Consider the following 24,539-nt stretch of genomic DNA (forward strand, 5'->3'; position numbering starts at 1 on the left):
GCATTTAACAGAAAATTAAAAGCAAACCTCTGCCCTTATTTGTATTTTTGGTCAAACCACTAATCAATAATGCAGGAACCACAAGAAATTCCATTAAGGCATCGTGACCTTAACTGGCTGAGCTTTAATGCTAGAGTCTTACAGGAGGCAGAAGATAAACTCAATCCGCTTTACGAGCGGATTCGTTTTTTAGCTATTTTCTCTTCTAATTTAGATGAATACTTTAGGGTAAGGGTTGCGCAGCTTCGCCAAATGAAGCGTGTGGAGAAAAGCATTCGTAAAAAACTCGCCTTAAAACCTACTAAAACTACCAAGGAAATCCTGGAGGAAGTAAAACGGCAGCAGCACAAATTTGGCGAGATTTACCAAAAACAAATTTTACCTGAGCTTGCTAAAAACGATATTCTTCTTATAGATGCCGAGCATTTTAATACAGCCCAAAATGAATTTGCATCTAATTATTTTCAGCAAAAGGTAAAATCGCATATTAAGCCCGAGGTTATTGATCTTGAGGAAGAAAATGAACTTTTTCTTCAAAACGCCGAATTATATTTTGTGGTGAGTTTTACCGATAAAGAAAAACTTGGGATCGTAAATATTCCTGTGGATGCCTGCGGAAGATTTGTTAATCTTGAAGGCGACGGCGAAGATAATTCCATAACTTATTTAGACGAAATTATTAGAAGTCAGGTAAGTTCTATTTTTAAAGATCATAAGATTGAAGGTGTTTATGAAATTAAACTTTCCCGCGATGCCGAGCTTTATATTGAAGATATTTATGAAGGTGTTTTAGCTGAAAAAATTTACGACTCCCTCGCTCAAAGAACCGATGGGCAGCCAACACGACTATTATATGATGCAGAAATGCCAAATTTTCTTCATAAAAAAATTAGAAAACTGCTGAAGCTGGGAAAAATTGATATGATGCCTGGGGGGAAATATCATAATTTTAATGATTTCTTTTCTTTCCCCGATCCTACAAACAATCCAGATCTTCATTATAAAAAACTTCCTGCAATAGAGCATAAAGTACTCTCGGGATCAAAAAATTATTTTGAAACAATTTCAGAGAAAGACCAGGCAGTACATTTCCCTTATATGTCTTTTGCTTATGTAGAGAATTTCCTGGAACAGGCCGTAAAAGATAAAGATGTAACCGCTATTAAGATTTCTTTATACCGCGTTGCAGATGAATCAAGATTAACAAGTTTACTTTTAAAGGCTCTGGAAAACGGAAAACAGGTTACGGTATTTGTAGAAGCCAAAGCCAGGTTTGATGAAGAAAATAATATAATTTGGGGCCGAAAATTTGAGGAAAAAGGCGCCAATGTAATTTATTCTTACCCCAAGATCAAAGTGCATTCTAAAATAATGCTGGTACAGCGTATGGAAGGCGATGATTTAGTCAACTATTCCTATATTGGCACGGGGAATTTTAATAGTGAAACTTCAGAAATATATTGCGATCACGCTATTTTTACTTCAAATAAACAAATTGCTAAAGAATTATCGCGTTTGTTTAAAGTTCTTGAAGGAGAATTAATTATTCCGCGGGAAAAAAACTTATTGATCTCTCCATTTTCTACACGACAGGAATTTATTAAACTTATCTACAACGAAATTGATAACGCCCGGGAAGGAAAAAAGGCAAAAATCACCGCTAAAATGAACAGCCTTGAAGATCCCGAAATAATCGAGTTACTTTATAAAGCCAGTAATGCCGGTGTAGAAATAAGACTGCTGGTTCGCGGTTTTACCTGCCTAACTCCCGGAATTAAAGGTTTAAGTGAAAATATTTATATTACCAGTATTGTAGATAGATATTTAGAACACGGGCGTATTTATATTTTTGAAAACGGTGGAGATGAAAAGATCTATTACGGTAGTGCCGACTGGATGACGCGTAACCTTTCCCGCCGAATAGAAGTGCTCTCCCCTATTCTGGATAAAGATGTAGCACAGGAATTCAAAGAAATCCTTGAAATTCAGCTAAACGATAATGTAAAAGCGAGAATTCAGGATGCTGATGAGAAAAATGAGTATGTTAAGAGAACAAACGGTGAGCAGCCCGTGAGATCGCAATACGAAATCTATAATTATTTAAAAGAAAAACATAGCAAATGAAAACTATAAAAGTAGGTGGAGTCCTCGAGCATTTTAACCTTCCGTGGCATTTATGTATAGAAGAAAAATTATTTGAAACGCGTGGCATTAATGTTATTTGGAAAGATTTTCCAGGTGGAACCGGTGCTATGAACAAAGCCTTACGATCTGGAGAAATTGATGTCGCAGTAATTTTAACTGAAGGAATTTTAAAAGATATAATTTCGGGAAATGAAAGTAAGATTATTCAAACTTACATAGGTTCTCCTTTGGTTTGGGGAATTCACGTAGCGGCTGGTTCTAAGTATAAATCGGTTGAAGAACTTAAACACACAAAAGCGGCAATTAGCAGAAAAGGTAGCGGTTCACATCTTATGGCCTATGTTAATGCACAAAACCACGAATGGAATCCTGAAGAATTACAGTTTGAAATAGTAAAAGACCTGGATGGAGCTGTAGAAGCGCTAAAAGAAGATAAAGCCCAGTATTTTATGTGGGAGCATTTTACTACCAAACCTCTGGTAGATAACCATACCTTTAGAAGACTTGCCGATTGCCCTACGCCCTGGCCGTGCTTTGTGATTGCAGCCAGAAATGAGAGTTTAAAAAATGAACCGGAACGCCTTAAGACGATGTTAGAAATTTTAAACAGGGAGACTCAACGCTTTAAAAAACTACCAAAAATCGCCGAAAAATTAGCCGAAAGATACGATCAGCGCCTTGAAGATATTGAAAAATGGCTTGATATTACACATTGGAGTGCAGAGCAAATTGCTGAAGCTGAGGTAGAAAAAGTGCAGGAGAAATTATTGGAACTAAACTTAATTTCAAAAAAACAGCGTTCATCCGAATTTATTCATAATTTGTAGCCTAATTAATCATCAATCATAACTCATCAATTTTACTTTAATGAAAAAACTATTACTACTATTTTTAGTACTTATTTCATCAGTTACTTTCGCGCAAGACTCGCAAAATACCCAAACTACCGAACCCGATAAAAGGGATATTACTCAAAATGAATTAAGTATTGGTGCGCTTAACCTCGTTGCCTTTGGCGCTTTAGATCTCACATACGAACGCATTATCGACAAGAATTCCAGTTGGGCAATTGAAGGCTTTATAAAAGCTTTAGATCGCGACAACGAGAATATAGACGATGCATTTTATAAAGATTTTTCGCTAACCGGGAAATACAAATATTTCTTTGGCGACCGTTACGCTCGTGGTTTCTACGTTCACGGTTTCGGAATGCTTTCCAGTGGAGAATATGACGATAATTATGTAGTGGGACCAGACGGCTATGGTTATTACGAATATGAAAATTACACAGATTTTGCGCTTGGCTTTGGCGTTGGCGGCAAATTCGTTTCTACGGGAGGATTCTTTCTAGACCTAGGTGCAGGAATTGGTAGAAATCTACTTAGCGAAAACTCTCCAACTATCGTGGGCCAGTTTAACGTAAATCTTGGATTTAGATTTTAAGCTTACCAGTCTATTGGCTGTTTCCCGTTTTCTTTTAGATAAGCATTTGCTTTGCTGAAATGCTTATTACCAAACCAGTAACCACGATTTGCGCTTAAAGGAGATGGATGCCCACTGGGTAATATAAGATGTTTAGAGGAGTCAATTATGGCTCCTTTCTTTTTTGCATAACCGCCCCAGAGTAAGAAAACTACATTTTCTTTTTCCTTAGAAATTATTTCTATAATCCTATCGGTAAATTGTTCCCAGCCTTTCTTTTGGTGAGAACCTGCCTGGTGCGCTCTAACCGTTAATGTGGCATTCAGCAATAAGACACCCTGATCTGCCCAGCGTTCTAAATTTCCGGAATCTGGTACCGGTTTACCCAAATCATCTTTAATCTCCCTAAAAATATTTTGAAGCGATGGCGGTGATTGAATTCCATCGTTAACAGAAAAACAGAGCCCATTAGCCTGTCCCGGCCCGTGGTAAGGATCCTGACCTAAAATAACCACCTTGGTATTGGGAAAAGTGGCGTGTTCAAAAGCCGAGAAAATATCTTTCCCTTTTGGAAAACAAGTATGTTCGGTATATTCGGTTTTTACAAATTCTGTCAGGCTTCTAAAATAACCTTTTTCAAATTCTTCTGCCAGTTCTTTTTTCCAGCTGGGGTGTATATCTACCTTCATTTTAATTAAGTAAATTTGCAGAACCTCAAAAGTAGGGAAATTTATTTATGATTAAAATTGCACCAAAAAGCCTTATAGACCTCGAATTTCCTGTTGTTTGCCAGCAAATTTCAGATTTATGCATTACAGGACCGGGAAAAGAAAAAGCTTTAAAACTTCAGCCATATAAAACTGGAAAAAAGACACTCTTCGGACTTCATCAAACAAATGAGTATGTAAGTTCAAAAACCCGGGAAAGCCGCATTCCAAATCACGGCTTTGATGCTATTAAAAATGAATTGCGTACTCTGGAAATTGAAGATTCTATCCTGGAAATTGGAAGTTTCAGAAAAATCGCAAGCCTTTCAGAAACTGTAAATACACACATCAAATTTTTTAGAAAATTCGAGGAGTATTACCCGAGTTTGTTTGAAACAACTTCTGAAGTAGAATATACTACTGAAATTGTAGATAGCATTGGCGGGGTGATCAACAAATTTGGCGAGTTAAAAGATGATGCCACGCCGCATTTACAACAAATTAGACGATCAATTAACCAGGTAAAAGGTCAAATTAACTCCAGTTTCGCAAAAGCGCTTACCACTTATCATTCTTATGGTTATTTAGATGAAATTAGAGAAAGTGTGGTTGAAAACGTCAGGGTTTTAGCCGTTACGGCAATGCATCGCCGAAAGGTTAAAGGCGGAATTTTAGGAAATTCGAAAACCGGAAGTATTGTTTATATTCAGCCGGAAGCGACTTACCAGTATACTCGTGAGCTTAATAATCTTGAGTATGAAGAAAAAGAGGAAATTAAACGTATTTTAAAGGAGCTGACCAATAGAATAAGGCCGTTTAAACCACTTTTAATAGATTATCAGAATTTGCTTTGTGAAATAGATGTTATTGCGGCAAAAGCGAAATATGCCGAAATGACCAATGGGTTGCTGCCAAAAATCACAAAAGAGCGCGAACTTCAGCTTAAAGATGCTTACCACCCACTACTCTATTTAAGCAATAAGAAAAAAGGCGATAAAACCTATCCGCAAAGTATTGAACTAGCAAAAGACAACAGAATTATTGTAATCTCCGGGCCTAATGCCGGCGGAAAAAGTATTACCTTAAAGACCGTAGGATTATTACAGTTAATGCTACAAAGTGGAATTTTAGTACCTGTTCATGAGTATAGCAGGATGTGCTTGTTTGAAAAAATTCTAACCGATATTGGTGATAATCAATCTATAGAAAATCACTTGAGTACCTATAGCTACCGCCTCAAGAATATGAATTATTTTCTGCGGAAATGTGACGATAAAACCCTCTTCCTTATCGATGAATTTGGAACCGGAAGTGATCCAGAACTCGGTGGTGCTTTAGCTGAAACTTTTCTCGAAGTTTTTTACGAAAAAGAATCTTTTGGTATTTTAACCACGCATTATGCGAATTTAAAAAAGCTGGCCAACGAAATGCCTAATATGAGCAATGCCAATATGCTTTTTGATTCTAAAAGCCTGGAACCAATTTATAAGCTTCAGGTTGGGGAAGCCGGTAGCTCATTTACTTTTGAAGTTGCCCAAAAAAATGGTATTCCTTATAGTTTGATAAATAGATCCCGAAAAAAAGTTGAAAAAGGAAAAATTAGGTTTGACAGGAGTATTGCAAAACTTCAGCAAGAACGCTCTAAACTTGAAAAAACTACCAATTCTCTAAAAACTAAGGAACAAAAGGCAGCTCTTGAAAAAGATAAACTGGAGGAAACCAATACCAGGATCCAGCAAAAGCTGGAAAGCTACCAGGAGTTGTACGACAGCAACCAGCGCCTCATTTATATGGGACAAAAGGTAAATGAGCTGAGTGAAAAATATTTTCAGAATAAAAAGAAAAAGGAGCTTATTGGCGAATTCCTCAAGTTTGTAGAAATTGAAAATTCCAAGCGTAAAAAAGAGTCGGCTAAACAGCGAAAAATTCAGAAAGAAAAGGAGAAAAAAGTTCAGCAGGAAGTTAAAAAGAAGGTTGAAGTAATTAGAAAAAGGAAGAAAGAAGAAAAGGATAAAACTACCGAGAAAGAACGCCAGGAAGCGAATAAGCCTAAGATTCCGCCTAAAATTGGAGACAGGGTGAGATTAGAAGACAGTCGCTCGGTAGGAACTTTAGATAAAATTGAAAAAGAAAAAGCAACAGTAAACTACGGAATGTTCACCACACAGGTTGATGTGGAAAAACTGGAACTGGTGCAGGCAATGAAAAAGAAATAATATGGAAATTCCAAAAGATAAAAAAATTGTTCTTTTTGATGGCGTTTGCAACCTCTGTAATAGCGCTGTTACTTTTATAATTGAACACGATAAAAAAGATGTATTTCGATTTGCCTCTTTACAAAGCGAAATGGGTCGAAAACTGGTTGAAGAACGCGGTATGGATCCAGAAGAATTGGATTCTATTGTTTTAATTGATCCAGGAGTTGCTTATTATCGAAAATCTACCGCTGCACTGGAAATTTCCAGAGAACTTTCCGGCGGTTATTCTTTGCTGAAAAACTTCCTATTTATTCCCGAAAGTCTGCGGGATGGCATTTATAATTTTGTGGCTAACAACCGTTATAAATGGTACGGTAAAAAAGAAAGTTGTATGATCCCTACACCAGAATTAAAATCTAAATTCCTGGACTAAGCTTTCTCTTTTTTCTCCAGTCCGGTTTCATCAACATCACTGTCAGGGTGGTAATCATCATTCCATTCTTTTACATTGGGTGGCCCCATCTTGTCTACAGATTTTGCAACCATTAGTGAAACTGCGGCGTCACCGGTAACATTTACCATAGTTCTACACATATCTAAAGGTCTGTCTACCGCAAAAATAAGGGCTAAACCGGCTTCTGGAATACCGGCCTGGGCCAGTACAATAACGAGCATCACCATTCCCGCACCTGGCACAGCAGCAGAGCCAATAGAGGCTAAAGTAGCAGTGGCGATAATTCCCAGTTGGGTACCAATACTAAGGTCCATTCCAAAGGCCTGGGCAATAAAAACTGCAGCGACGGCCTGGTAAAGGCTGGTCCCATCCATATTAATAGTGGCTCCAATTGGCAGTACAAAACTGGAAACCTCCCGGCTCACGCCCATATGTTCCTCTACCCTCTCCATAGTAACGGGTAAAGTAGCAGCGCTGGAACTTGTTGAAAATGCCAGTAATTGTGCCGGAGCAATTCCGTTTACAAAAAAAGAAGGTTTATTTTTAGTTACACCCCAAACCAAAAGAATATAAAATCCTATCATTAAGGCAAGACCAATTAAAACGGTTACTCCGTACATGGCAAGTGCTGCAAAAAGATCGGTGCTGGGAGATTCTACCACCAGGGCGGCAAGAAGTGCAAATACACCATATGGCGCCGTAAGCATAATTAAATCGATCATTTTTAGGATCACTTCATTGAATCCGTCAAAGAAATCTTTTACCGGTTTTGCCGTTTTTTCGGGAATAAGAATGAGTCCAATTCCAAAGAAAATGGCGAAGAAAATTACCTGAAGCATATTGGCATTATCTCCTGCAGCTGCAAAAATATTTTCTGGAACTATATCTTCTAAAGCCTGTAAAGGCCCAGATTCCCTTTGTTTATCCGCATTGGCTTTAATCCCAGATGCGTCTCCCTCATAACTTGCAATAAGATCTTGCTGGGTTTCTGCGGTAATTGCGTTCCCAGGTTTTATAAGGTTAACCATTCCTAGCCCTATGCTTACCGCTACAATAGTGGTGAAAATATAGATCCCTATGGTACGCGCTCCCATTTTTGAAAGCTTCGAAATATCTTTAAGGTCGGAAATTCCTTTTACCAAAGATGCCAAAATAAGCGGCACTGCAATAAGTTTCAAGGCATTGATAAAAATGTTCCCAAAAGGTTTTATCCAATCTGCAATAAATTCTGATCCCCAGCTAAAATTTGTAAGAATTAAGGCAAAAATAACCCCGGCAGCCATTCCAAGTAAAATCTGCCAGTGCAGTGCAAGTTTTTTCATGCTAAGTAAATTTCAGGATTTAAATCAATTAAATTTTTGAACTTTTATTCTGAAGTAAATAATCGGCGATTACCAGGGCGGCCATTGCCTCAACTATTGGGACAGCACGAGGTACTACACAAGGATCGTGTCTTCCCTTTCCCTGCATTTCAACATTTTCGCCCTGTTTATTTATGGTTTCCTGTTTTTGCATAATTGTAGCCACAGGTTTAAAAGCTACATTAAAATAAATATCCATTCCGTTAGAAATACCACCCTGTATGCCACCGCTTAAATTGGTTTTAGTGGAGCCGTCTTCATTAAAAAGGTCATTATGTTCGCTACCTTTCATTTTAGTTCCTTCAAACCCACTACCGTATTCAAAACCTTTTACGGCATTTATAGAAAGCATAGCTTTTCCCAATTCGGCGTGAAGTTTATCAAAAACCGGTTCTCCAAGGCCTTTTGGCATATTTCTAATTACACATTGCACGGTTCCACCCACGGTATCCCCTTCTTTTCTAATTTGCTTGATGTAATCTTCCATTTTTTCTGCGGAAGCTGGATCTGGACAACGTACAGCGTTAGTTTCAATTAAACTAAAGTCAAGTTCTTTGATATTTTTATCCAGTTCAATTTTTCCAACCGAAGCTGTATAGGCATTAAACTGAATATCCTTTAAAAACTGCTTTGCGACCGCACCGGCTACTACCCTACAGGCAGTTTCACGGGCAGAAGATCTTCCGCCGCCGCGATAATCGCGCACGCCATATTTTTCATCGTACGTATAATCGGCGTGGCTGGGACGATACGTGTCTTTTATATGTGAATAATCTTTAGATTTCTGGTTGGCATTTTTAATTACAAACCCAATAGGAGTTCCAGTAGTTTCTCCTTCAAAAGTTCCCGAATAAAATTCTACGGTATCAGGTTCCTTTCGTTGAGTAACAATCGCCGATTGACCGGGTTTTCTACGGTTGAGTTCAGTTTGAATTTTTTCAAGATCCAACTTTATTCCGGCCGGGCAACCGTCTATAATTCCTCCAATGGCCTGCCCGTGGGATTCTCCAAAAGTGGTTAGTTTAAAAAGTTTTCCGAAGGAATTTCCTGCCATTTTATTGATTTTGAACAAATGTAATTTTTTCAGTCAATATTTGAAAATGTAAGTTGATTTAATATTCCGTTAACAAATGGAAATGAATTTAATGATTTGATAAATATTCAATAAGGCAGATTAATGGTTTAAATTTTGTCAATTTCTGTTATTTGTAATGAAAAGAATTTCAAGCATTTGACAAGTAAGAGAAAGCCGGAAATAGTTGTTATTTCAGATATTCATTTAGGCACATTTGGCGCTCACGCTAAAGAACTTCTTGAATATTTGGAGAGTATTCAGCCCAAAAAACTGGTGTTAAATGGAGATATTATTGATATTTGGCAGTTTAGAAAAAGTTATTTCCCAAAATCTCATCTTGAAGTTATTAAAAAGATCATTGATCTTAGTACCACTGGAACCGAGGTAATTTATATTACCGGAAACCACGATGAATTCCTTAGAAAATTTAGCGATACTCAACTTGGTGATTTAACAATTACCAATAAATTAGTGCTAGAGCTGGATGGCAAAAAAGCCTGGTTCTTTCACGGAGATGTATTTGATGTTGGAATTCACAAAGCGAAGTGGATCGCTAAATTGGGCGGTTGGGGTTACGATGTGCTGATTCTCATTAATCGTCTACTCAACCAAATACTTGTTAAAATGAGAAGAAACAAATATTCGCTTTCTAAAAAGATAAAAAACAGTGTAAAAAATGCCGGGAAATTTATCTCGGCATTTGAAAAAACCGTTTCAGATCTTGCCATAGAAAATGGCTATAAATATGTGATTTGCGGCCATATTCACCAGCCCAAAATCGTAAGAAAAACCAATAAAAAAGGTACGTGTTTATATTTAAATTCTGGAGATTGGGTAGAAAACCTGAGCGCACTGGAGTATGAAGATAAAAAGTGGAACATCACTTATTACCATCAACTTCAAAAACAACCTGAAAAAGGCCTGCTCGCAGCAATAACCGTAATAAAATAAAGATTAGTCTGGCAATTCTTCAGCATAAAAACCTTTTTCAGCAATTAGATTAATAATAGCCTCCCTACAAATTTCATTATTAAAAGATTCAATTCTCAGGATATTATCACAATCTTCTAAATCAAAATTCGCTATATAATTGCTGAAATTTAAGTGAATAGAATCCACAAATTCTTCTGCCAGGGCTGTATCTGTAATATTGGTTTTAAATACTCTAACCATTTTTGTTCATTTTTTGGTTAAGGATTTTTTTAACAAATTTATTTTAAGTTTCCAGTTAGTAGCAGTCTCCTTAATAAGTTACAGAACCTAAGGTTAATTTATAGTTAACAAATTAAGTAGTTCTATTCTGGAAAATCCTCTGAAGATTTTATCTCTTCAATCTGTAACGTATGCCTACCGGTATGGCCGGCGATAAATAGCATAGATTGATAGGCATCTACTGCGCCAAAAGGGGAATCACTAATATGATTTCTGAAAGTTTCTACCGGCGTTTTCTCTATAAAATCCAGGATTATTTGCCGCTGTTCATTAAAAGCTGCCATAGCTGTTTCAGGATTGTTGTACTGCCCATCGCCCGTTAGTTCATCGGTGGCCTGGGCTTTTTTACTTCTGTCTTTTATTCCTTTAATTAAATCTTCGTCTTTAAATTTCACTTCTCCTTTTAGTTCCGGATTTTCGGCTTTTTTTAGCTCGCTTTTAGCCATTTCAAACAGCATTTTTTCAGTTAAAATAATGTGTTCTATACATTGACTAATTGACCATTCATTTTCAGAAGGTTTAAAATGCATTTGCTCTTCTGAAAGTCCGGAGATTTCGTCTTGCAGGTTCACTGTAGTTTCTTCAAAATAATTTAAAAGAAACTCATTGTTGTTTGTATTTTGCTGTGCTGTAATTGGCAAAGCTGCTATTAAAAACAAGATGCCTAAAATTGAATTTTTCATAATTGAATTTTATATTGATTGTTTTTGATGGTATAAATTTTATTTTTCTATTGGATAATTCAGATTCCATTTGATTCCGAATTTATCTGTAAAACTCGCAAAAAGATCACCCCAGAACATTTCTTCCAGCGGCATTTCTATATCTCCGCCAGCCGTAAGTTCTTTGAAAAGTCGGCGGGTTTCTTCTTCACTTTCGGGAGTTACCGAAATATAATTATTGCTACCAAAAACAGCTTTCTGCCCAAATGCTTCAATACAATCAGATCCCATTAAAACGCTGTCACCAAATGGTAAAGAAACATGCAGAATTTGATTTTCGTATTCCTTCGGAATTTTATCTGCACCTTCTTCTCCCGGAGGCATATCCGTAAAACGCATCAACTGTGAGAAATCACTTTTAAACACCGATTTATAGAAGTTAAAAGCTTCTTCGGTATTGCCGTTAAAATTCAAATAAGGATTTAGTGTTGCCATTGTTTTGTAGTTTAAATGATTGTAGTTTATTTTTATAATAATTCAAATGAGACCCTGAAACAAGTTCAGGGTGACAAAGATTTCTAAGCCTGGTAATTTCATTTTAAATTTTCCGCATACTTTTTAAAATTATTCAAAATGGCCTGCCAGCCTTCTTGCTGCATTTGGCGACTGTTTTGGTTTTCGGCTTCAAAGCTTTCCTCTATAAGAGTATTGTTATCTTTTTCATTAAAATTTACACTGACTTTCCTCCCATCAGAAAGTTTAAAGCTAAGAGATTTGTTAGGTTTTACTTCGCTATAAATACCTTCAAAATCAAAGCCAGTACTACCGTCTTTTGCTTCCATACGGTAAGATATTTTGCCGCCTTTTTTTAAATTATTTTTAGCTGAAGTTGTATGCCAGTCATCTGAAGCCGCATTCCAGTTTTCAATATGTTCCGGTGTGTTCCATACCTCCCAAACCTTTTCAACAGGAGCATTAACTATAGCAGAAATTGTTATCGGGTTTTTCATCTGGCTATCGTTTTCAGCTATTTCTTTTAATTTCTCCAATGCTTTGGGCCAGGTTTTTAAAAAATAATCCTTGTATTCAGCTTTTAAATCCATAGTTACGGTGAGAATGGTCTTTCCGTTTTTATCTTCTAACCGGTAATTTTCCATCAGCCCGGCCCAGGATTTTACTTTTTCACTTTCATAATCTTCGTTGCCGTTTTTATCAACCATCCCAATATGCTTAAAATTCATAATTTCGGGATCTTTACGTTTATAGATTAATGCCACCATACCTTCTCCATCGGCATTTAAGAAATATACTTTACTGCCTTCCTCCCAGTCAGATTTTGCCCGGGAGCCTTCGCTAAACGGCGCGGTCCACTTTGAGTAGGTTTCATCGCTCCATAATGCCTCCCAAACCTTTTCTCTAGAAGCATTAATTGTGCTTGTAAATTCTTTTCGTTCCATAATTTTATTTTTTATTATTAAGCTAATAGTTCCGTTGAATTATAGAATTAGTTTTTTAAGCTTTTAAATCATTAAAAGTCTTCCATTTAAAATACATTGAACTTATGACCGTCTGGATCAGAAAACACAAAACCGTAATATCCTTCCCCAAATTCATGAGGTTTGGAAACAATGGTGCCCCCTGCATTTTTAACTTCTATTTCCCACTGGTTTACTTCCTCAGTGCTTGAAGCTGCCAGGGTGAATAAAATTTCATTTCCCTTCTTTAAATTAGCTAATTCACCATTTAATGCGGTCTTAAGTTTACTTTTTATAAAAAAGTGAATCACAAAATTATTATCTCCCACCATGAAACTCGTAAGCTCTTTTGAGGGGCGGGAATTATTGGATTTAAAACCTAATTTGGTATAAAAACTTGTTGTTCGCTCTAAATCTTTTACAGCTAAATTTGCCCATATTTGCTTTGTCTTCATAAGCTTTAGATTTAAGTTTTGACTCGATAATGGAGATTTAAATACTTTGAGGTAGTTTACTAGCCTTCAAAATCCTTCTTTAATTGCTGAATATTGAATTTCTTCATTTGCATAAAGGAAGCGACGGCACGTTCTCTTTTTTCATTATCAGGATCCTGCAGCATTTTATTAAGTAATGTGGATGGTACCACCTGCCAGGAAATTCCAAACTTATCTTTTAGCCACCCACATTGCTCTGCTTCGGGTATTGTAGAAAGCTTGTTCCAGTAATAATCTATTTCTTCCTGTGTTTGGCAATCAATAATGAATGAAATGGCTTCATTAAATGGAAAATCGTTCTCTATCCCGCTATCCATTGCCATAAAAGTTTGCCCTTCCAGCTGAAACTGGGCGTGTTTAACCGTACCAAAAGCGTAATCGTTTTTATCATCTTTGGTATATTTTAAGATGCCTTCAATCTGGGAATTTTTAAAAACCGAAGTATAGAAATTTATCGCCTCTTCTGCCCTTCCGTGGCTTTTACCGGTAAAAAAGAACGAGGGCACAATTTTTTCTTTTGTGCTTCGAGATTCTTCCAACATTAATTGCCAGTTAACTCCAAACTTATCCTCAACCCATCCATATTTTGGACTCCATTCATAGTTATCTAAGGGCATTAAAACTTTTCCATTTTCCTTCAATTTAGACCAAAAATCTTCAATTTCTTTTTCTGTATTACAAAGCACGAAAAATGAGACTGAAGGATTTAATTGAAAATAATCTCCGCCATTTAAGCCTACGAATTCATAATTTTCAATAGAGAAATTCACAGTCATTACACTACCTGGTTTTTGCTTATGAATTTCCTGACCTGCTTTCCCATAGCGGGAAATATTTTTAATTTCAACGTTTTTAAAAACTGTTTTATAGAACTCCACCACTTTCTCTACCGAATTTTTTTCGTTATCGAACCACAGATGGGATATAATTTTTTGTGTTTTCATTTTTCTAATCATTTGAATTTATAGGTCATTTTAAAACAGTTCAGAGACTATTTCTTTAAAACTATTCTTCCTTCAGCGGAATTACATACGAAGTCATTTTCTTCACTTTCGCATTTTTAAATCCGTTGAATTCATAGAGGTCACAAAACCCATATGCCTTTTCTTTACCGTTTTTCTTCAACCTGAAAGTACCATTTGAGGCAGCAGATTTTCCGTGGGTAATGATTTTATCAACCTTCATTTCCAGCATTTCAATATCTTCCATTGTAGCCATTTCTTTTTCAATTTCTGCTTTACCGCGGCTGGTGTTTCCTCCAATCATTTCCCATACAATATCTTCAGCCATACAATTTAGAATATATGGAACATCTCCTTTCGCAAATGCATCGTTAAGCTCCCGGATAAACTTTTCTTTTTCTGTCATAATTTCGTTTTTAGTAAAACCTGTGAGGTTATGTTTTAATTCATTCCTTCAAAATCGAGATAATATTTCCAGCTGGGTCTTTAAACCAGGCTATATCTGGACCTTTTCCATCACTTCTACATATTCCTTTTTCATCGGTGGCGATTTCTCCTTCATATTGTTCAAACTGAACTCCTTTTCTAACCAGGTGGTTTACAGCTTCATCAATATTTTCTACCGGTATATTTAATACGGTAAAAACAGCCGGTTGGTGATCTGGTTTTGGATAGATAATAATGTTATTATTATCAGGAATATCTAATTCAATATGTCCCATAGCATTACTCTTCACTGAAAACTCCAGGATATTGCTATAAAACTTTTCTGCTTTCTCTATATCGTTTACCGAAAAGCCGCTAAATACTGCTGAATACTTAAACATTTCACATTAATTTATTGGTTATCATAAAATTACAGGGTTTTTAGTAAAAACAGCTGGGGGAAATACGCCAAATTTTAGGGGAGTTTGCGTCAAAAAAGTTTTAGAGTTATTAAATTAGTTCCTTGATTTTCAGAATAAATCAATAATAAATTCGTTTTAGATACAAGAGTAAGACAGATGAAAAAACATATTTCCATACTAATTCCCAGGGGCCATACCAGTTTGGTAAATATTGTTGGTTCTCACCAAATTTTTAATCAGGTGAACGGCTTTTTAGAACAGCGCGCTAAGAAACCGCTCTTTGAAGTGGAACTTGTAGGCGTTTCTAATCCTACTGAGCAAACCAACGGACTTTTTTCAGTTAAACCCGAAAAAATGATTGGGGAGATCACTAAAACCGATCTTATAATTATTCCCGCCATTCACGATGAACCGGCAGTTGCTTTAGAAAAAAATAAAGATTTTATACCCTGGTTAAAGAAACGCTATGATGAAGGAACCGAAATTGCCAGTTTATGCGTGGCAGCATTCTTCCTGGCAGAAACGGGGCTTTTAAACGGAAAACAATGTTCCACCCATTGGATTCACGCTGATAATTTTAAATCTCGTTACCCTGAAGCCAATTTGGTAGCCGATAAAATTTTGACTGAAGATTCGGGTATTTATACCAGTGGCGGGGCTTATTCTTATTTAAATTTACTTCTGTATTTAGTTGAAAAATATGCGGGTCGTGAAATGGCTATTCTCACTTCTAAAGCTTTTATGATAGATATGGATAAAGCGGAGCAATCCGCATTTAGAATATTTGAAGGTCAAAAAAGTCATGAAGATCAAACCGTAAAAAAGGTTCAGGAATATATTGAAGCTCATTTTCCGGAAAAAATTACTGTAGATAATCTGGCTAATAAATTCGCTCTTAGCCGTCGCAGCCTGGAACGCCGATTTAAGAAGGCAACAGATAATACTATAAGCCAGTACACACAACGCGTAAAAGTTGAAGCCGCCAAGCGTAGCCTGGAAACTTCCCGTGAAAATGTGGGAGAAGTAATGTTTGAAGTCGGTTATTCTGATGAAAAAGCATTCCGGAACACTTTCAAAAAAATAACCGGGATTTCCCCGGTTCAGTACCGAAATAAATACAATCGCGCAAGGGCGAGCACTTAATTAAACCAAAGCTTCCCTTAAAATACTCACAGGATGCAGTGCGTTACGTTTTGTTCCATCAAAAATCTGGTGGCGACAACTTGTACCATTTGCTGAAATCACTGTCTCCTTAGACGCTTTTCTAACTGCGGGGAACAAAGTTTGTTCACCAATATTCATACTCACTTCGTAATGTTCTTTTTCGTAACCAAAAGAGCCAGCCATGCCACAGCAACCTGATGGAATTATACTCACTTTAAAGTTCTTCGGAAGATTGAGGATATCAAACGTCACCACCGTATTAGAAAGTGCTTTCTGATGGCAATGCCCGTGAATTTTAATATTTTTTTCTTCTGAAGTAAATTGTTCCGGGTTTATATTACCAAGTGCGATTTCCTTTTTCAGGAATTCTTCTATGATGAATGAGTTTTTTGCCAGTTTTTCAGCTTCTGGTTTATTATCGGCTAAACGCAAATATTCATCTCTAAAAGTCAAAATAGCCGATGGCTCCAAACCTATTAAAGGGGTTTTTTCAGAAACGATATCTTTAAATATACTAATGTTTTTATTGGCGAACTCTTTAGCTTCTTCCAGGAAACCTTTGGAAATATGGCTACGGCCACTTTCTTCGTGTTTTACAAATTCTACCCGATAGTTGAGTTTATGTAATAATTCCAGCGCATCAATTCCTATTTCTGAATCGAGAAAATTGGTGAATTCATCATTAAAGAAATATACTGTTTTGATAGGATTTTCAAGTTGAAAACGCATCTTATTTTTCTTATAATAATTAGCCAGAGTTCGCTTTGCTAAAATTGGTAAATTCCTTTCCGGTGCTACGCCCATCATCTTTTTGGCAATGCTGGAAGTGAAAGAATTTTTAAAGAAAAAATTGGAGATTCCGTGAGCTTTAGAAGCCAGGCCGTTCATTCTGCCATTGTTCGCAAATGCCTTACTTCTTAAGCTTTTCCCGTTTTCTTTTTGATATTGGTACTGGAATTCGGCTTTTAAAGCAGCTACATCAACACTGGAAGGGCATTCGCTTTTACAACCTTTACAACTAATACAAAGATCAAAGGCCTCCTTTATTTCTTCGTGGTTAAATCGGTTACTTTTATCTGAATTTGTTAAAAACTCCCGTAAAGTATTTGCCCGGGCGCGAGTAGTATCTTTTTCGTCTTTTGTGGCCCGATAACTTGGGCACATTGTGCCACCGGCTTCAGCCGATTTTCTACAATCTCCACTCCCGTTACATTTTTCCGCAAGTTTTAGAATTCCTTCAGACTCTGAAAAATCCATTAAAGTGGAAATCTCAGGCTCTTTTCTGTCTACTTCATAACGAAGGGAAGTATCCATTGGAGCGGTATCGGTAATCTTACCGGGATTAAAAATATTATCGGGATCAAAAGTGAATTTAATATCCCTGATAATTTGGTAGTTTTTAGGGCCAATCATCATTTCAATAAATTCAGCCCTTACCCTACCGTCACCGTGCTCACCACTTAAAGAACCATTGTATTTTTTTACGAGTTTAGCAACATCGGTTGTTATACTTCTAAAGAGTTTTACATCTTCAGATTTCTTTAAATCCAGGATTGGACGTAAATGAATCTCACCGGCACCGGCGTGCGCGTAATACACCGCATCCTGGCCGTAATTTTTCATTATTTCGGCAAATTCAGCAATATAATCGGCTAAATATGGAATCGCTACCGCAGTATCTTCTATACAGGCTACGGCTTTTTTATCGCCGATAATATTTCCTAAAAGTCCGAGTCCAGCCTTTCTCAGCTCCATTGCCAGCTCTATTTGATCGCCCATTAAAACCGGAAAAGCATAACTTAAATTTGATGCTTTTAAGGTTTCTAATACCTGCTGGCTTTGTTCCTGGACTTCTTCAGCGGTATTTGCCCTTATTTCCAGCATTAAAATCGCCTTGGGATCGCCTTCAATAAAGAAGCGATTTTCTTTATATTTTAGGTTTTGTTTGGTGCAATCCAGGATGGTTTTATCCATCATTTCACAGGTATACAGCGAATGCTTCATCACCGGTACCACGGCTTGCATGCAACTTTCTATACTATCAAAATGAGCGGCGATCATAGCGGCTTCCGGAGGTTGTAAATCGTCCAGTTTCAGCGTTATTTCTGTAGTAAAAGCCAAAGTACCTTCACTTCCGCAAAGTAATTTACACAGGTTTAATGGCTCGGTAGAACCTTCCGAAAAAACTTCAGCATAGAGCAATTCATCTATTGCGTAACCGGTATTTCTTCGGTGTAAACTTTTAGGTGGATATTTCTCAATTAGCTCTTTTTTGTTTTCTTCAGAAGATAAGTGCTTATGGATATTTCGATAAATCTCACCTTCCAGGTTTTCCAGCTTTAATTTTTCCTGAAATTCTTCTGCAGAAATATCTTTAAATTCGGCTTCACTCCCATCGCTAAGAATGGTTTTTAAAGAAACCAGTTTCTCCCGGGTTGTACCGTATTTAATAGAAGTGGTTCCGCTGGAATTATTTCCAACCATTCCACCAACCATACACCTATTGGAAGTTGAAGTATTGGGGCCGAAAAATAAACCAAATTCATTTAAAACCCGGTTAAGGTCGTCACGAATTACACCGGGCTGCAAGGTTACGGTTTTTGCTTCCGGATCTATTTTTAAGATTTTTGTAAAATGCTTTGATACATCTACCACGATGCCATCTCCCACACACTGGCCGGCGAGAGAGGTTCCTGCCGTTCTTGGGATTAAAGAAGTTTTATTTGTTTTTGCAAATTTTATAAGTTTCTTTAAGTCATTTTTACTTTTTGGATAACAGACTGCCAAAGGCATTTCGCGATAAACGGAAGCATCTGTAGCAAAGATTGATCGCCATAATTTATCGTCATATAACTGGCCGTCAATTTGCTGGGATAGTTGGTTAAGTTTTTCTTTCATAATTATGGGTTAAAAATAGAAAATTTCCCCTAAAGCGCTTAACAGATTTTTAAACAATATTAACAATAGATTGGCTTACCAGAAGTTTTCGGAGCGGTTTTAACATTTAAATTTGCCAACAAATCTAAAAATGCTAACTATGAAGAAATTAGTTTTACTTGCCGTTTTTACAATCGGCGCTACGTTTTATAACCAGGCTGAAGCTCAGACTATTTCAGACAATGCCATTGGACTAAGATTTGGTGGTGGAGATGGTGTTGGTGCTGAAGTTTCTTATCAAAGAGCAGTAGGAACCAATAATAATCGTTTAGAATTTGACCTTGGATGGCGTGATAATAGCGATTATGATGCATTTAAACTTACCGGACTGTACCAATGGGTTTGGAACATTGAAGGCGGATTTAACTGGTATGCAGGTGCAGGAGCCGGAATCTTAGGGGTAGATGCTAACCGGGAGTTTCGTGATGAGGATGACGGTACTTATTTATTCCTTGCAGGTGATATAGGTATAGAATACAATTTCGATATCCCGTTATTGCTTTCTTTAGACTTTAGACCAGAATTTGGATTCTTTAGTGATAATAATGTACTGAATGAATTTTCTCCAGATATAGCTCTTGGAGTAAGATACCAATTCTAAATAATAACAGATAAGGTTAAAGAAAAAGAGGCTGATTCAAAATCAGCCTCTTTTTTTATACGGTAATTTGTTAAGCTCTTTTATAAATATCTTCATAAAGGGGCATTACATTTTTAATGTCAAATTTTTCTGCAACACTCCTGGCGTTGTTTTTAAATTTCTCCAGGGTTTCATCGTTTTCCAGGATTTTTAAAGCATTAGCTGCCATTTCCTGAACATCACCCACATTACTTAAATACCCAGAAATTCCATTTTGGTTAACTTCAGGAAGTCCGCCGGTATTTGTAGAAATTATTGCAACTCCATTAACCATTGCTTCCAGTGCTGAAAGACCAAAACTCTCTTTTTCTGAAGGCAGTAAGAATAAATCAGAGAAGCAAAGAATCTTATCTATTTCGTGACTTTGCCCCAGAAACATTACTTTATCGGCAATATTGAGTTCATCTACTAAATCTTCTGCCATTTCTTTTTCAGGGCCTTCTCCAACCATCATTAATTTTGCATCTATTTTTTTCTGAATTTCATAAAAGATTTTAATCACATCATCTATGCGTTTTACTTTTCTGAAGTTACTAATATGCGTAATAATTCTCTCTTTATTTTCGGCCATCATTTCGCGTTGGCAGTCGGTAAAGGCTTTATTATCGTATTTGCTGCAATCTATAAAATTGGGTATTACTTCAATTTCATTCCTGATTTTGAAGAATTTTAAGGTATCTTCTTTTAAACTTTTAGATACCGAAGTCACTATATCGCTATTATTAATACTAAAAGTTACCGCCGGTTTGTAAAAAGGATGATTGCCAACCAAAGTAATATCGGTACCGTGAAGTGTGGTTACCATGGGTAGGTTAATTCCTTCTTCAGCAAGCATTTTTTTAGCCATATAACCGGCATAAGCGTGCGGAATTGCATAATGAACATGCAGCATTTCAATATCAAACTGTTTTACAACATTTACCAATTTACTACTAAGCGCAAGCTCGTATGGTTGATAGTGAAATAGCGGATATTCTGGAACGTGTACTTCGTGAAAACGTACATTGCTGGAAAGTTGATCTAAACGTACAGGTTGGCTGTAGGTTACAAAATGTATTTCGTGACCACGTTTTGCAAGGGCCAGCCCCAGCTCTGTGGCTACCACTCCACTACCCCCAAAGGTAGGATAACATACAATGGCTATTTTCATTTGGCTCGATTTACTCACCTTAGCGAGAATTTAAATTACGACCAAGGCCGATTTTTTGTTTTCAAATTAAGTTCTGCGGGCCATTCCCCCAATTATCTAAAAATCTATAGATTCGTAGATAACTTCCTGTATTCTAGATCTTACATCTTCCCTAATTAACTTCCTATTGGTAGAATCGGGGAAAGTTCTATTAGACAAAAATACATAAACAATTTCTTCTTCGGGGTCTGCCCAGGCAAAGGTGCCCGTAAAACCGCTATGACCAAAACTTTCCATAGATAAGCAATTACAGGTTGGTCCTGAACTTCCTAGTTGGGGTTTGTCGAAACCAACGCCACGTCTTACATTTTTTTCGCAATAATAACAGGTATTAAATTTAGAAATGGTTTCTTCTTTTAAATACCTTTTACCACCGTAAACCCCATTATTAAGGTAAACATGCATTATTTTAGCAACATCGTTAGCGGTGCTAAAAAGCCCGGCGTGCCCTCCAATACCTCCCTGCAAAGCGGCACCCTGATCATGCACCACCCCGTGAATAAGTTGCCTACGCCAAAGTTTATCAATTTCGGTAGGAACAACTTGTGCTAAGGGGAATCTTGAAGCTGGTATATAACCTGTATGGGTTGCTCCCAAAGGTTTATAAATTTTCTCCTGGGTAAGATTATGCAAAGTTTGGCCATAATAGCCTTCCAGGTAATATTTTAAAATGTAGAAAGGTAGATCACTGTATTTATAATCTAATCTTCGTTCTAAGTCGCTATCCCTAATAATACTGATAATTGTATCTTTCATGTCATTTCTAAGATACATTTCATTGGCAACTTTAGTATTAAATTCAGCTGAAGGAGTTTTTTGAAAATAATCTTTAGAAGGTAACCTTGTTTTCCTGTCTATAGTATTAATATGAAAAGGAATCCAGGATTTTAACCGGGCATAATGCATAAGCATATCCTGTAACCTAATATTCGCTTTATTCGAATTTTGAAAAACCGGCATCATTTCTCCCAACTTTGAATCAAAACTTACAATCCCTTCTTCTTCCTGCTCCATAATAAGCGGTAAAGTTGCCAGAATTTTGGTTAATGATGCCAAATCGTAAACCGATGTATCTGAAACGGGAATTTGTTTATCGTAGGTATGATAGCCAAAATTCTTGTTGTAAACTATTTTCCCTTTTCTCGCTATTAAAATTTGAGCGCCGGGTGTCATTTCTTTGTCAATAGCTTCAGTAATAATACTATCAATTCTGTTTAATTTATAGGAATTTAGACCTACACTTTCCGGTAACCCGTATGCCAACCTATCTATATTTCTGGTTTGATAGCCGGTACCTTCGGGAAAATTATTTCGTATGCTTATCGGGAGTTTTCCCCTGGCTTCAACAGCACCAAAAATTAATTGTGCAGCTTTTTTTTGGGCTACGGGATGGTTTTGGTAATTAACTAAAATACCTTCCAATTCACTGATTCCCCGAAGTTCCCTTAACGCATACGGACTCGAAAAAAGACTTAGAACGGTTTTATTTTCTATGGCAATTTGATTGATCCAGTGTAATTCTCCCGAAGAAAATTTATAGGACGCCCAGGGACTGTTATTAGATTTATGGTAACCTAAAATTACGAGATCGTATTCTTTTAATTTCTTTTGTAAATCGTTTAAATGCGTTGCTGAAATCCAATCTATATGGGCATATCGTTTTAATTCATTTAAAAAGGTACTCCCGTCATCATCTCCAAAATTCACATAAGCAATCCTGGTGTCGGCAATATCTTTAACCGGGAGTACGGCTCTGTTATTTTTAATTAAGGTAATTGCATTTTCAAAGAGTTCTTCCAGGAGAACTTTATCGCGAACAGAATTAAGTTCTTCAAAAATAAAATTTTCCTGGATGCTTTGTTGCTGATGCAGGCCTACTTTATATTTCGCCTTCAATATTTTTTTTACTGAATGTGCCAATCTACCGGGACTTATAATATTATTCTTATAAGCATTGATTAAAACTTCAGAAGCAACTTCAACTTTTTCCGGCATTAATAATACATCATTGCCTGCTAAAAATGCTCTTAACTCGGCATCACCGGGCTCTGCATTGTTGGTGAGACCTTTCATATTAAGGGCATCGGTAAAAATAAGCCCTTCAAAATTCATTCTTTCTTTTAAAAGGTCTGTGATTAGCGCTTTTGAAAGCGAAGATGGCGTATTAGGATTTTCCTGAAGGGCAGGAACATTTAAATGAGCAACCATTACGCTGGAAAGTCCGTGGGCAATTAAGGGGTAATATGGATATAGTTCTAAACTATCCAACCTTTCTTTAGAAAAAGGAATGGTGGGTAAGGTTTTATGCGAATCGGTATCTGTATCACCGTGACCCGGAAAATGTTTTGCACTGGATAATGTACCTACCCGGTGCATACCACGCATAAACGCAAGCGATTTTTCGGCTACATTAATTTTATTCTCGCCAAAACTTCTATTTCCAATAATGGGATTATTGGAATTGGTATTAATATCTACTACTGGAGCAAAATTAATATGTACGCCAAGTCTTTTGGAATGCCTGGAAATTGCCGCCCCGGCCTCTTCAATTAAATTATTATCCTGAATAGCACCCAGCGTCATATTCCAGGGTAGCGCAAAGGTAGAATCAAGGCGCATGGCCAGGCCCCACTCGGCATCCATACCAATAAGTAATGGAGTTCTTGAAAGTTCCTGGAATTCGTTGGTTAATTTTATCTGCCTTTGTGGGCCGCCTTTAGAGAAAATAACCCCTCCAATATATTCTTCTGAAATTTGTTTTTTCGCCTTTTCAATATAAGCCTTACCACTTTCTGAAGAAACACTAATCATTAGCAACTGCCCTATTTTTTCTTTAAGGCTCATTGCATTATAGGTGCTATCTACCCATTCTTTTTGTGCAATGGTATCTTCTGCCAGCAAAGGATTGTTTTGTGCAGAAAGATTAGAGCAAACAAGAAGAAAACAGGTTAATACAAAGATTTTCGGAGTGAAAGTGAATTTCATTAACTAACAAAACGCTTATGCCAACTTTCAGAAGCAGGAACTTCCCAATCTGAAAGAAATTCAGCTTTATTATTTACAAGATTATTAAATACAATGGTTTTAGAAGAAACAGCTTTTTCTTTCGCCATTTTTCTAAAATCTGAAAGGGTTTTATAGGCTATAAACTCTCCCTGTTTATAAGAGACATTCATCTTATCTAATAGATCTACATTAAATTCTTTTTCCAATTGCTGGATAAAATGTACTGAAGCATCAATAGAACAACCGGTGGCTGCATTCATTTCCTGGTCTAAAGCCAGAACGATAAATCTTTTATATTTAATTAGATAACCGGCCTGTAAATCGGCTCCATGGGCCGTCCATTGAGTTACAAACTGGTCCAATCTTGATTTTATTTCTTCTAACTCTTCAGTAGTAAAAGAACGGTTTGCCTGGTATATCCAAACCCTTGAAGAATCGGGTAGATTTTCGAATGGTACTAACATAAATTACTGAAATTATATTTTTACAAAACTAATTGATTTAAACATTGTCTCAAGGTTACTTTTACCTTTTAACGTTTGGATTTCATCAAAAATTATACTTAAAAAATCAAAAAGCCCGAGAAAA

At 36.8% G+C, this 24,539-nt stretch carries 23 protein-coding genes; 8 read left to right on the forward strand and 15 right to left on the reverse strand.

Annotated features, from left to right (window positions below; genetic code table 11):
- Positions 1 to 69: 69 nt before the first annotated feature.
- Genes ppk1 through BM084_RS02970 form a run of 3 tightly spaced genes read left to right on the forward strand, consistent with a single transcriptional unit; the run spans position 70 to position 3,588 of the window.
- Positions 70 to 2,124, forward strand: coding sequence for a polyphosphate kinase 1 (ppk1, locus tag BM084_RS02960; protein WP_093302690.1), 2,055 nt, complete (start codon positions 70 to 72; stop codon positions 2,122 to 2,124).
- A complete protein-coding gene (locus tag BM084_RS02965) occupies positions 2,121 to 2,972 on the forward strand; it encodes a substrate-binding domain-containing protein (protein WP_093302693.1) in 852 nt (283 codons plus the stop codon). Before ppk1 ends, BM084_RS02965 begins: the two co-directional genes overlap by 4 nt.
- A 40-nt stretch (positions 2,973 to 3,012) precedes the next feature.
- Positions 3,013 to 3,588 carry a hypothetical protein gene (locus BM084_RS02970; RefSeq protein ID WP_075326859.1) on the forward strand — a complete coding sequence of 192 codons (576 nt, stop codon included), beginning with the start codon at positions 3,013 to 3,015 and terminating at the stop codon, positions 3,586 to 3,588.
- A 2-nt stretch (positions 3,589 to 3,590) separates the two neighbouring features.
- On the opposite strand, the gene BM084_RS02975 is transcribed toward BM084_RS02970, so the two are convergent.
- Positions 3,591 to 4,256, reverse strand: a complete 666-nt coding sequence (locus BM084_RS02975) for a uracil-DNA glycosylase (protein ID WP_075326860.1) — start codon at positions 4,254 to 4,256, stop codon at positions 3,591 to 3,593.
- A 47-nt stretch (positions 4,257 to 4,303) separates the two neighbouring features.
- On the opposite strand from BM084_RS02975, the gene BM084_RS02980 reads away from it, so the two are divergent.
- Both BM084_RS02980 and BM084_RS02985 read left to right on the forward strand, forming a co-directional pair.
- On the forward strand, positions 4,304 to 6,490 hold the full coding sequence (locus tag BM084_RS02980; protein WP_093302696.1) for an endonuclease MutS2: 2,187 nt from the start codon (positions 4,304 to 4,306) through the stop codon (positions 6,488 to 6,490).
- A gap of 1 nt (position 6,491) precedes the next feature.
- Entirely contained in the window at positions 6,492 to 6,905 is a 414-nt protein-coding gene (locus BM084_RS02985; protein ID WP_075326862.1) for a thiol-disulfide oxidoreductase DCC family protein, read from the forward strand.
- On the opposite strand, the gene BM084_RS02990 is transcribed toward BM084_RS02985, so the two are convergent.
- Complete coding sequence (locus BM084_RS02990; protein ID WP_093302698.1) at positions 6,902 to 8,248, reverse strand: dicarboxylate/amino acid:cation symporter; 1,347 nt, start codon at positions 8,246 to 8,248, stop codon at positions 6,902 to 6,904. The genes BM084_RS02985 and BM084_RS02990 overlap by 4 nt on opposite strands.
- Positions 8,249 to 8,276: 28 nt before the next feature.
- Complete coding sequence (gene aroC, locus BM084_RS02995) at positions 8,277 to 9,341, reverse strand: chorismate synthase (protein WP_075326864.1); 1,065 nt, start codon at positions 9,339 to 9,341, stop codon at positions 8,277 to 8,279.
- Between the two features lie 177 nt (positions 9,342 to 9,518).
- On the opposite strand from aroC, the gene BM084_RS03000 reads away from it, so the two are divergent.
- Positions 9,519 to 10,313: a UDP-2,3-diacylglucosamine diphosphatase gene (locus tag BM084_RS03000; protein ID WP_075327965.1), complete on the forward strand. Its 795-nt coding sequence runs from the start codon at positions 9,519 to 9,521 to the stop codon at positions 10,311 to 10,313.
- Positions 10,314 to 10,316: 3 nt separating this feature from the next.
- Here BM084_RS03000 and BM084_RS03005 read toward each other — a convergent pair whose 3' ends face one another.
- From BM084_RS03005 to BM084_RS03045, 8 genes are all read right to left on the reverse strand, one after another.
- Positions 10,317 to 10,535, reverse strand: coding sequence for a hypothetical protein (locus tag BM084_RS03005; protein WP_075326865.1), 219 nt, complete (start codon positions 10,533 to 10,535; stop codon positions 10,317 to 10,319).
- Positions 10,536 to 10,657: 122 nt separating this feature from the next.
- Positions 10,658 to 11,257: a DinB family protein gene (locus BM084_RS03010; protein WP_075326866.1), complete on the reverse strand. Its 600-nt coding sequence runs from the start codon at positions 11,255 to 11,257 to the stop codon at positions 10,658 to 10,660.
- A 39-nt stretch (positions 11,258 to 11,296) separates the two neighbouring features.
- On the reverse strand, positions 11,297 to 11,731 hold the full coding sequence (locus tag BM084_RS03015) for a VOC family protein (RefSeq protein WP_075326867.1): 435 nt from the start codon (positions 11,729 to 11,731) through the stop codon (positions 11,297 to 11,299).
- Between the two features lie 98 nt (positions 11,732 to 11,829).
- The gene (locus BM084_RS19585; protein ID WP_083634177.1) at positions 11,830 to 12,693 is read right to left on the reverse strand and encodes an SRPBCC domain-containing protein; all 864 of its coding nucleotides are present in this window, start codon (positions 12,691 to 12,693) and stop codon (positions 11,830 to 11,832) included.
- A gap of 86 nt (positions 12,694 to 12,779) precedes the next feature.
- Positions 12,780 to 13,166, reverse strand: coding sequence for a VOC family protein (locus BM084_RS03030; RefSeq protein WP_093302701.1), 387 nt, complete (start codon positions 13,164 to 13,166; stop codon positions 12,780 to 12,782).
- A gap of 59 nt (positions 13,167 to 13,225) precedes the next feature.
- Positions 13,226 to 14,149, reverse strand: coding sequence for a VOC family protein (locus tag BM084_RS03035; protein WP_093302757.1), 924 nt, complete (start codon positions 14,147 to 14,149; stop codon positions 13,226 to 13,228).
- A 61-nt stretch (positions 14,150 to 14,210) separates the two neighbouring features.
- Positions 14,211 to 14,573: a nuclear transport factor 2 family protein gene (locus tag BM084_RS03040; RefSeq protein ID WP_075326869.1), complete on the reverse strand. Its 363-nt coding sequence runs from the start codon at positions 14,571 to 14,573 to the stop codon at positions 14,211 to 14,213.
- Between the two features lie 40 nt (positions 14,574 to 14,613).
- The gene (locus BM084_RS03045) at positions 14,614 to 14,994 is read right to left on the reverse strand and encodes a VOC family protein (RefSeq protein ID WP_075326870.1); all 381 of its coding nucleotides are present in this window, start codon (positions 14,992 to 14,994) and stop codon (positions 14,614 to 14,616) included.
- A 177-nt stretch (positions 14,995 to 15,171) separates the two neighbouring features.
- Here BM084_RS03045 and BM084_RS03050 point away from each other — a divergent pair, with 177 nt between their 5' ends.
- Positions 15,172 to 16,158: a GlxA family transcriptional regulator gene (locus BM084_RS03050; protein ID WP_075326871.1), complete on the forward strand. Its 987-nt coding sequence runs from the start codon at positions 15,172 to 15,174 to the stop codon at positions 16,156 to 16,158.
- Here the strand turns inward: BM084_RS03050 and BM084_RS03055 are convergent, their stop codons facing one another.
- On the reverse strand, positions 16,159 to 19,077 hold the full coding sequence (locus tag BM084_RS03055) for an FAD-binding and (Fe-S)-binding domain-containing protein (protein ID WP_075326872.1): 2,919 nt from the start codon (positions 19,075 to 19,077) through the stop codon (positions 16,159 to 16,161).
- A 139-nt stretch (positions 19,078 to 19,216) separates the two neighbouring features.
- Here BM084_RS03055 and BM084_RS03060 point away from each other — a divergent pair, with 139 nt between their 5' ends.
- Entirely contained in the window at positions 19,217 to 19,717 is a 501-nt protein-coding gene (locus BM084_RS03060; RefSeq protein WP_075326873.1) for a hypothetical protein, read from the forward strand.
- A 70-nt stretch (positions 19,718 to 19,787) separates the two neighbouring features.
- On the opposite strand, the gene bshA is transcribed toward BM084_RS03060, so the two are convergent.
- The 3 genes from bshA to BM084_RS03075 all read right to left on the reverse strand — a co-directional run bounded on the left by bshA (position 19,788) and on the right by BM084_RS03075 (position 24,415).
- Complete coding sequence (gene bshA / locus BM084_RS03065; RefSeq protein WP_093302703.1) at positions 19,788 to 20,906, reverse strand: N-acetyl-alpha-D-glucosaminyl L-malate synthase BshA; 1,119 nt, start codon at positions 20,904 to 20,906, stop codon at positions 19,788 to 19,790.
- A gap of 96 nt (positions 20,907 to 21,002) precedes the next feature.
- The gene (locus BM084_RS03070; RefSeq protein ID WP_093302706.1) at positions 21,003 to 23,930 is read right to left on the reverse strand and encodes a serine hydrolase domain-containing protein; all 2,928 of its coding nucleotides are present in this window, start codon (positions 23,928 to 23,930) and stop codon (positions 21,003 to 21,005) included.
- The gene (locus BM084_RS03075; RefSeq protein ID WP_075326876.1) at positions 23,930 to 24,415 is read right to left on the reverse strand and encodes an ABC transporter ATPase; all 486 of its coding nucleotides are present in this window, start codon (positions 24,413 to 24,415) and stop codon (positions 23,930 to 23,932) included. The genes BM084_RS03070 and BM084_RS03075 overlap by 1 nt, the downstream gene beginning before the upstream one ends.
- Between the last annotated feature and the right edge of the window lie 124 nt (positions 24,416 to 24,539).

This window comes from Salegentibacter agarivorans, from assembly GCF_900113135.1.
Taxonomy (GTDB): domain Bacteria; phylum Bacteroidota; class Bacteroidia; order Flavobacteriales; family Flavobacteriaceae; genus Salegentibacter; species Salegentibacter agarivorans.

Excerpts from the sequence above, each read along its gene's own strand:
- BM084_RS03005 (WP_075326865.1), bottom strand. The coding sequence starts at position 10,535 with ATGGTTAGAGTATTTAAAACCAATATTACAGATACAGCCCTGGCAGAA.
- BM084_RS03035 (WP_093302757.1), bottom strand. The coding sequence starts at position 14,149 with ATGAAAACACAAAAAATTATATCCCATCTGTGGTTCGATAACGAAAAA.
- BM084_RS03040 (WP_075326869.1), bottom strand. The coding sequence starts at position 14,573 with ATGACAGAAAAAGAAAAGTTTATCCGGGAGCTTAACGATGCATTTGCG.
- BM084_RS03045 (WP_075326870.1), bottom strand. The coding sequence starts at position 14,994 with ATGTTTAAGTATTCAGCAGTATTTAGCGGCTTTTCGGTAAACGATATA.
- BM084_RS02975 (WP_075326860.1), bottom strand. The coding sequence starts at position 4,256 with ATGAAGGTAGATATACACCCCAGCTGGAAAAAAGAACTGGCAGAAGAA.
- BM084_RS03010 (WP_075326866.1), bottom strand. The coding sequence starts at position 11,257 with ATGAAAAATTCAATTTTAGGCATCTTGTTTTTAATAGCAGCTTTGCCA.
- bshA (WP_093302703.1), bottom strand. The coding sequence starts at position 20,906 with ATGAAAATAGCCATTGTATGTTATCCTACCTTTGGGGGTAGTGGAGTG.
- BM084_RS02965 (WP_093302693.1), top strand. The coding sequence starts at position 2,121 with ATGAAAACTATAAAAGTAGGTGGAGTCCTCGAGCATTTTAACCTTCCG.
- BM084_RS02990 (WP_093302698.1), bottom strand. The coding sequence starts at position 8,248 with ATGAAAAAACTTGCACTGCACTGGCAGATTTTACTTGGAATGGCTGCC.
- ppk1 (WP_093302690.1), top strand. The coding sequence starts at position 70 with ATGCAGGAACCACAAGAAATTCCATTAAGGCATCGTGACCTTAACTGG.
- BM084_RS03070 (WP_093302706.1), bottom strand. The coding sequence starts at position 23,930 with ATGAAATTCACTTTCACTCCGAAAATCTTTGTATTAACCTGTTTTCTT.
- BM084_RS03050 (WP_075326871.1), top strand. The coding sequence starts at position 15,172 with ATGAAAAAACATATTTCCATACTAATTCCCAGGGGCCATACCAGTTTG.
- BM084_RS02970 (WP_075326859.1), top strand. The coding sequence starts at position 3,013 with ATGAAAAAACTATTACTACTATTTTTAGTACTTATTTCATCAGTTACT.
- BM084_RS03060 (WP_075326873.1), top strand. The coding sequence starts at position 19,217 with ATGAAGAAATTAGTTTTACTTGCCGTTTTTACAATCGGCGCTACGTTT.
- BM084_RS19585 (WP_083634177.1), bottom strand. The coding sequence starts at position 12,693 with ATGGAACGAAAAGAATTTACAAGCACAATTAATGCTTCTAGAGAAAAG.
- BM084_RS03030 (WP_093302701.1), bottom strand. The coding sequence starts at position 13,166 with ATGAAGACAAAGCAAATATGGGCAAATTTAGCTGTAAAAGATTTAGAG.
- aroC (WP_075326864.1), bottom strand. The coding sequence starts at position 9,341 with ATGGCAGGAAATTCCTTCGGAAAACTTTTTAAACTAACCACTTTTGGA.
- BM084_RS02980 (WP_093302696.1), top strand. The coding sequence starts at position 4,304 with ATGATTAAAATTGCACCAAAAAGCCTTATAGACCTCGAATTTCCTGTT.
- BM084_RS02985 (WP_075326862.1), top strand. The coding sequence starts at position 6,492 with ATGGAAATTCCAAAAGATAAAAAAATTGTTCTTTTTGATGGCGTTTGC.
- BM084_RS03075 (WP_075326876.1), bottom strand. The coding sequence starts at position 24,415 with ATGTTAGTACCATTCGAAAATCTACCCGATTCTTCAAGGGTTTGGATA.
- BM084_RS03015 (WP_075326867.1), bottom strand. The coding sequence starts at position 11,731 with ATGGCAACACTAAATCCTTATTTGAATTTTAACGGCAATACCGAAGAA.
- BM084_RS03055 (WP_075326872.1), bottom strand. The coding sequence starts at position 19,077 with ATGAAAGAAAAACTTAACCAACTATCCCAGCAAATTGACGGCCAGTTA.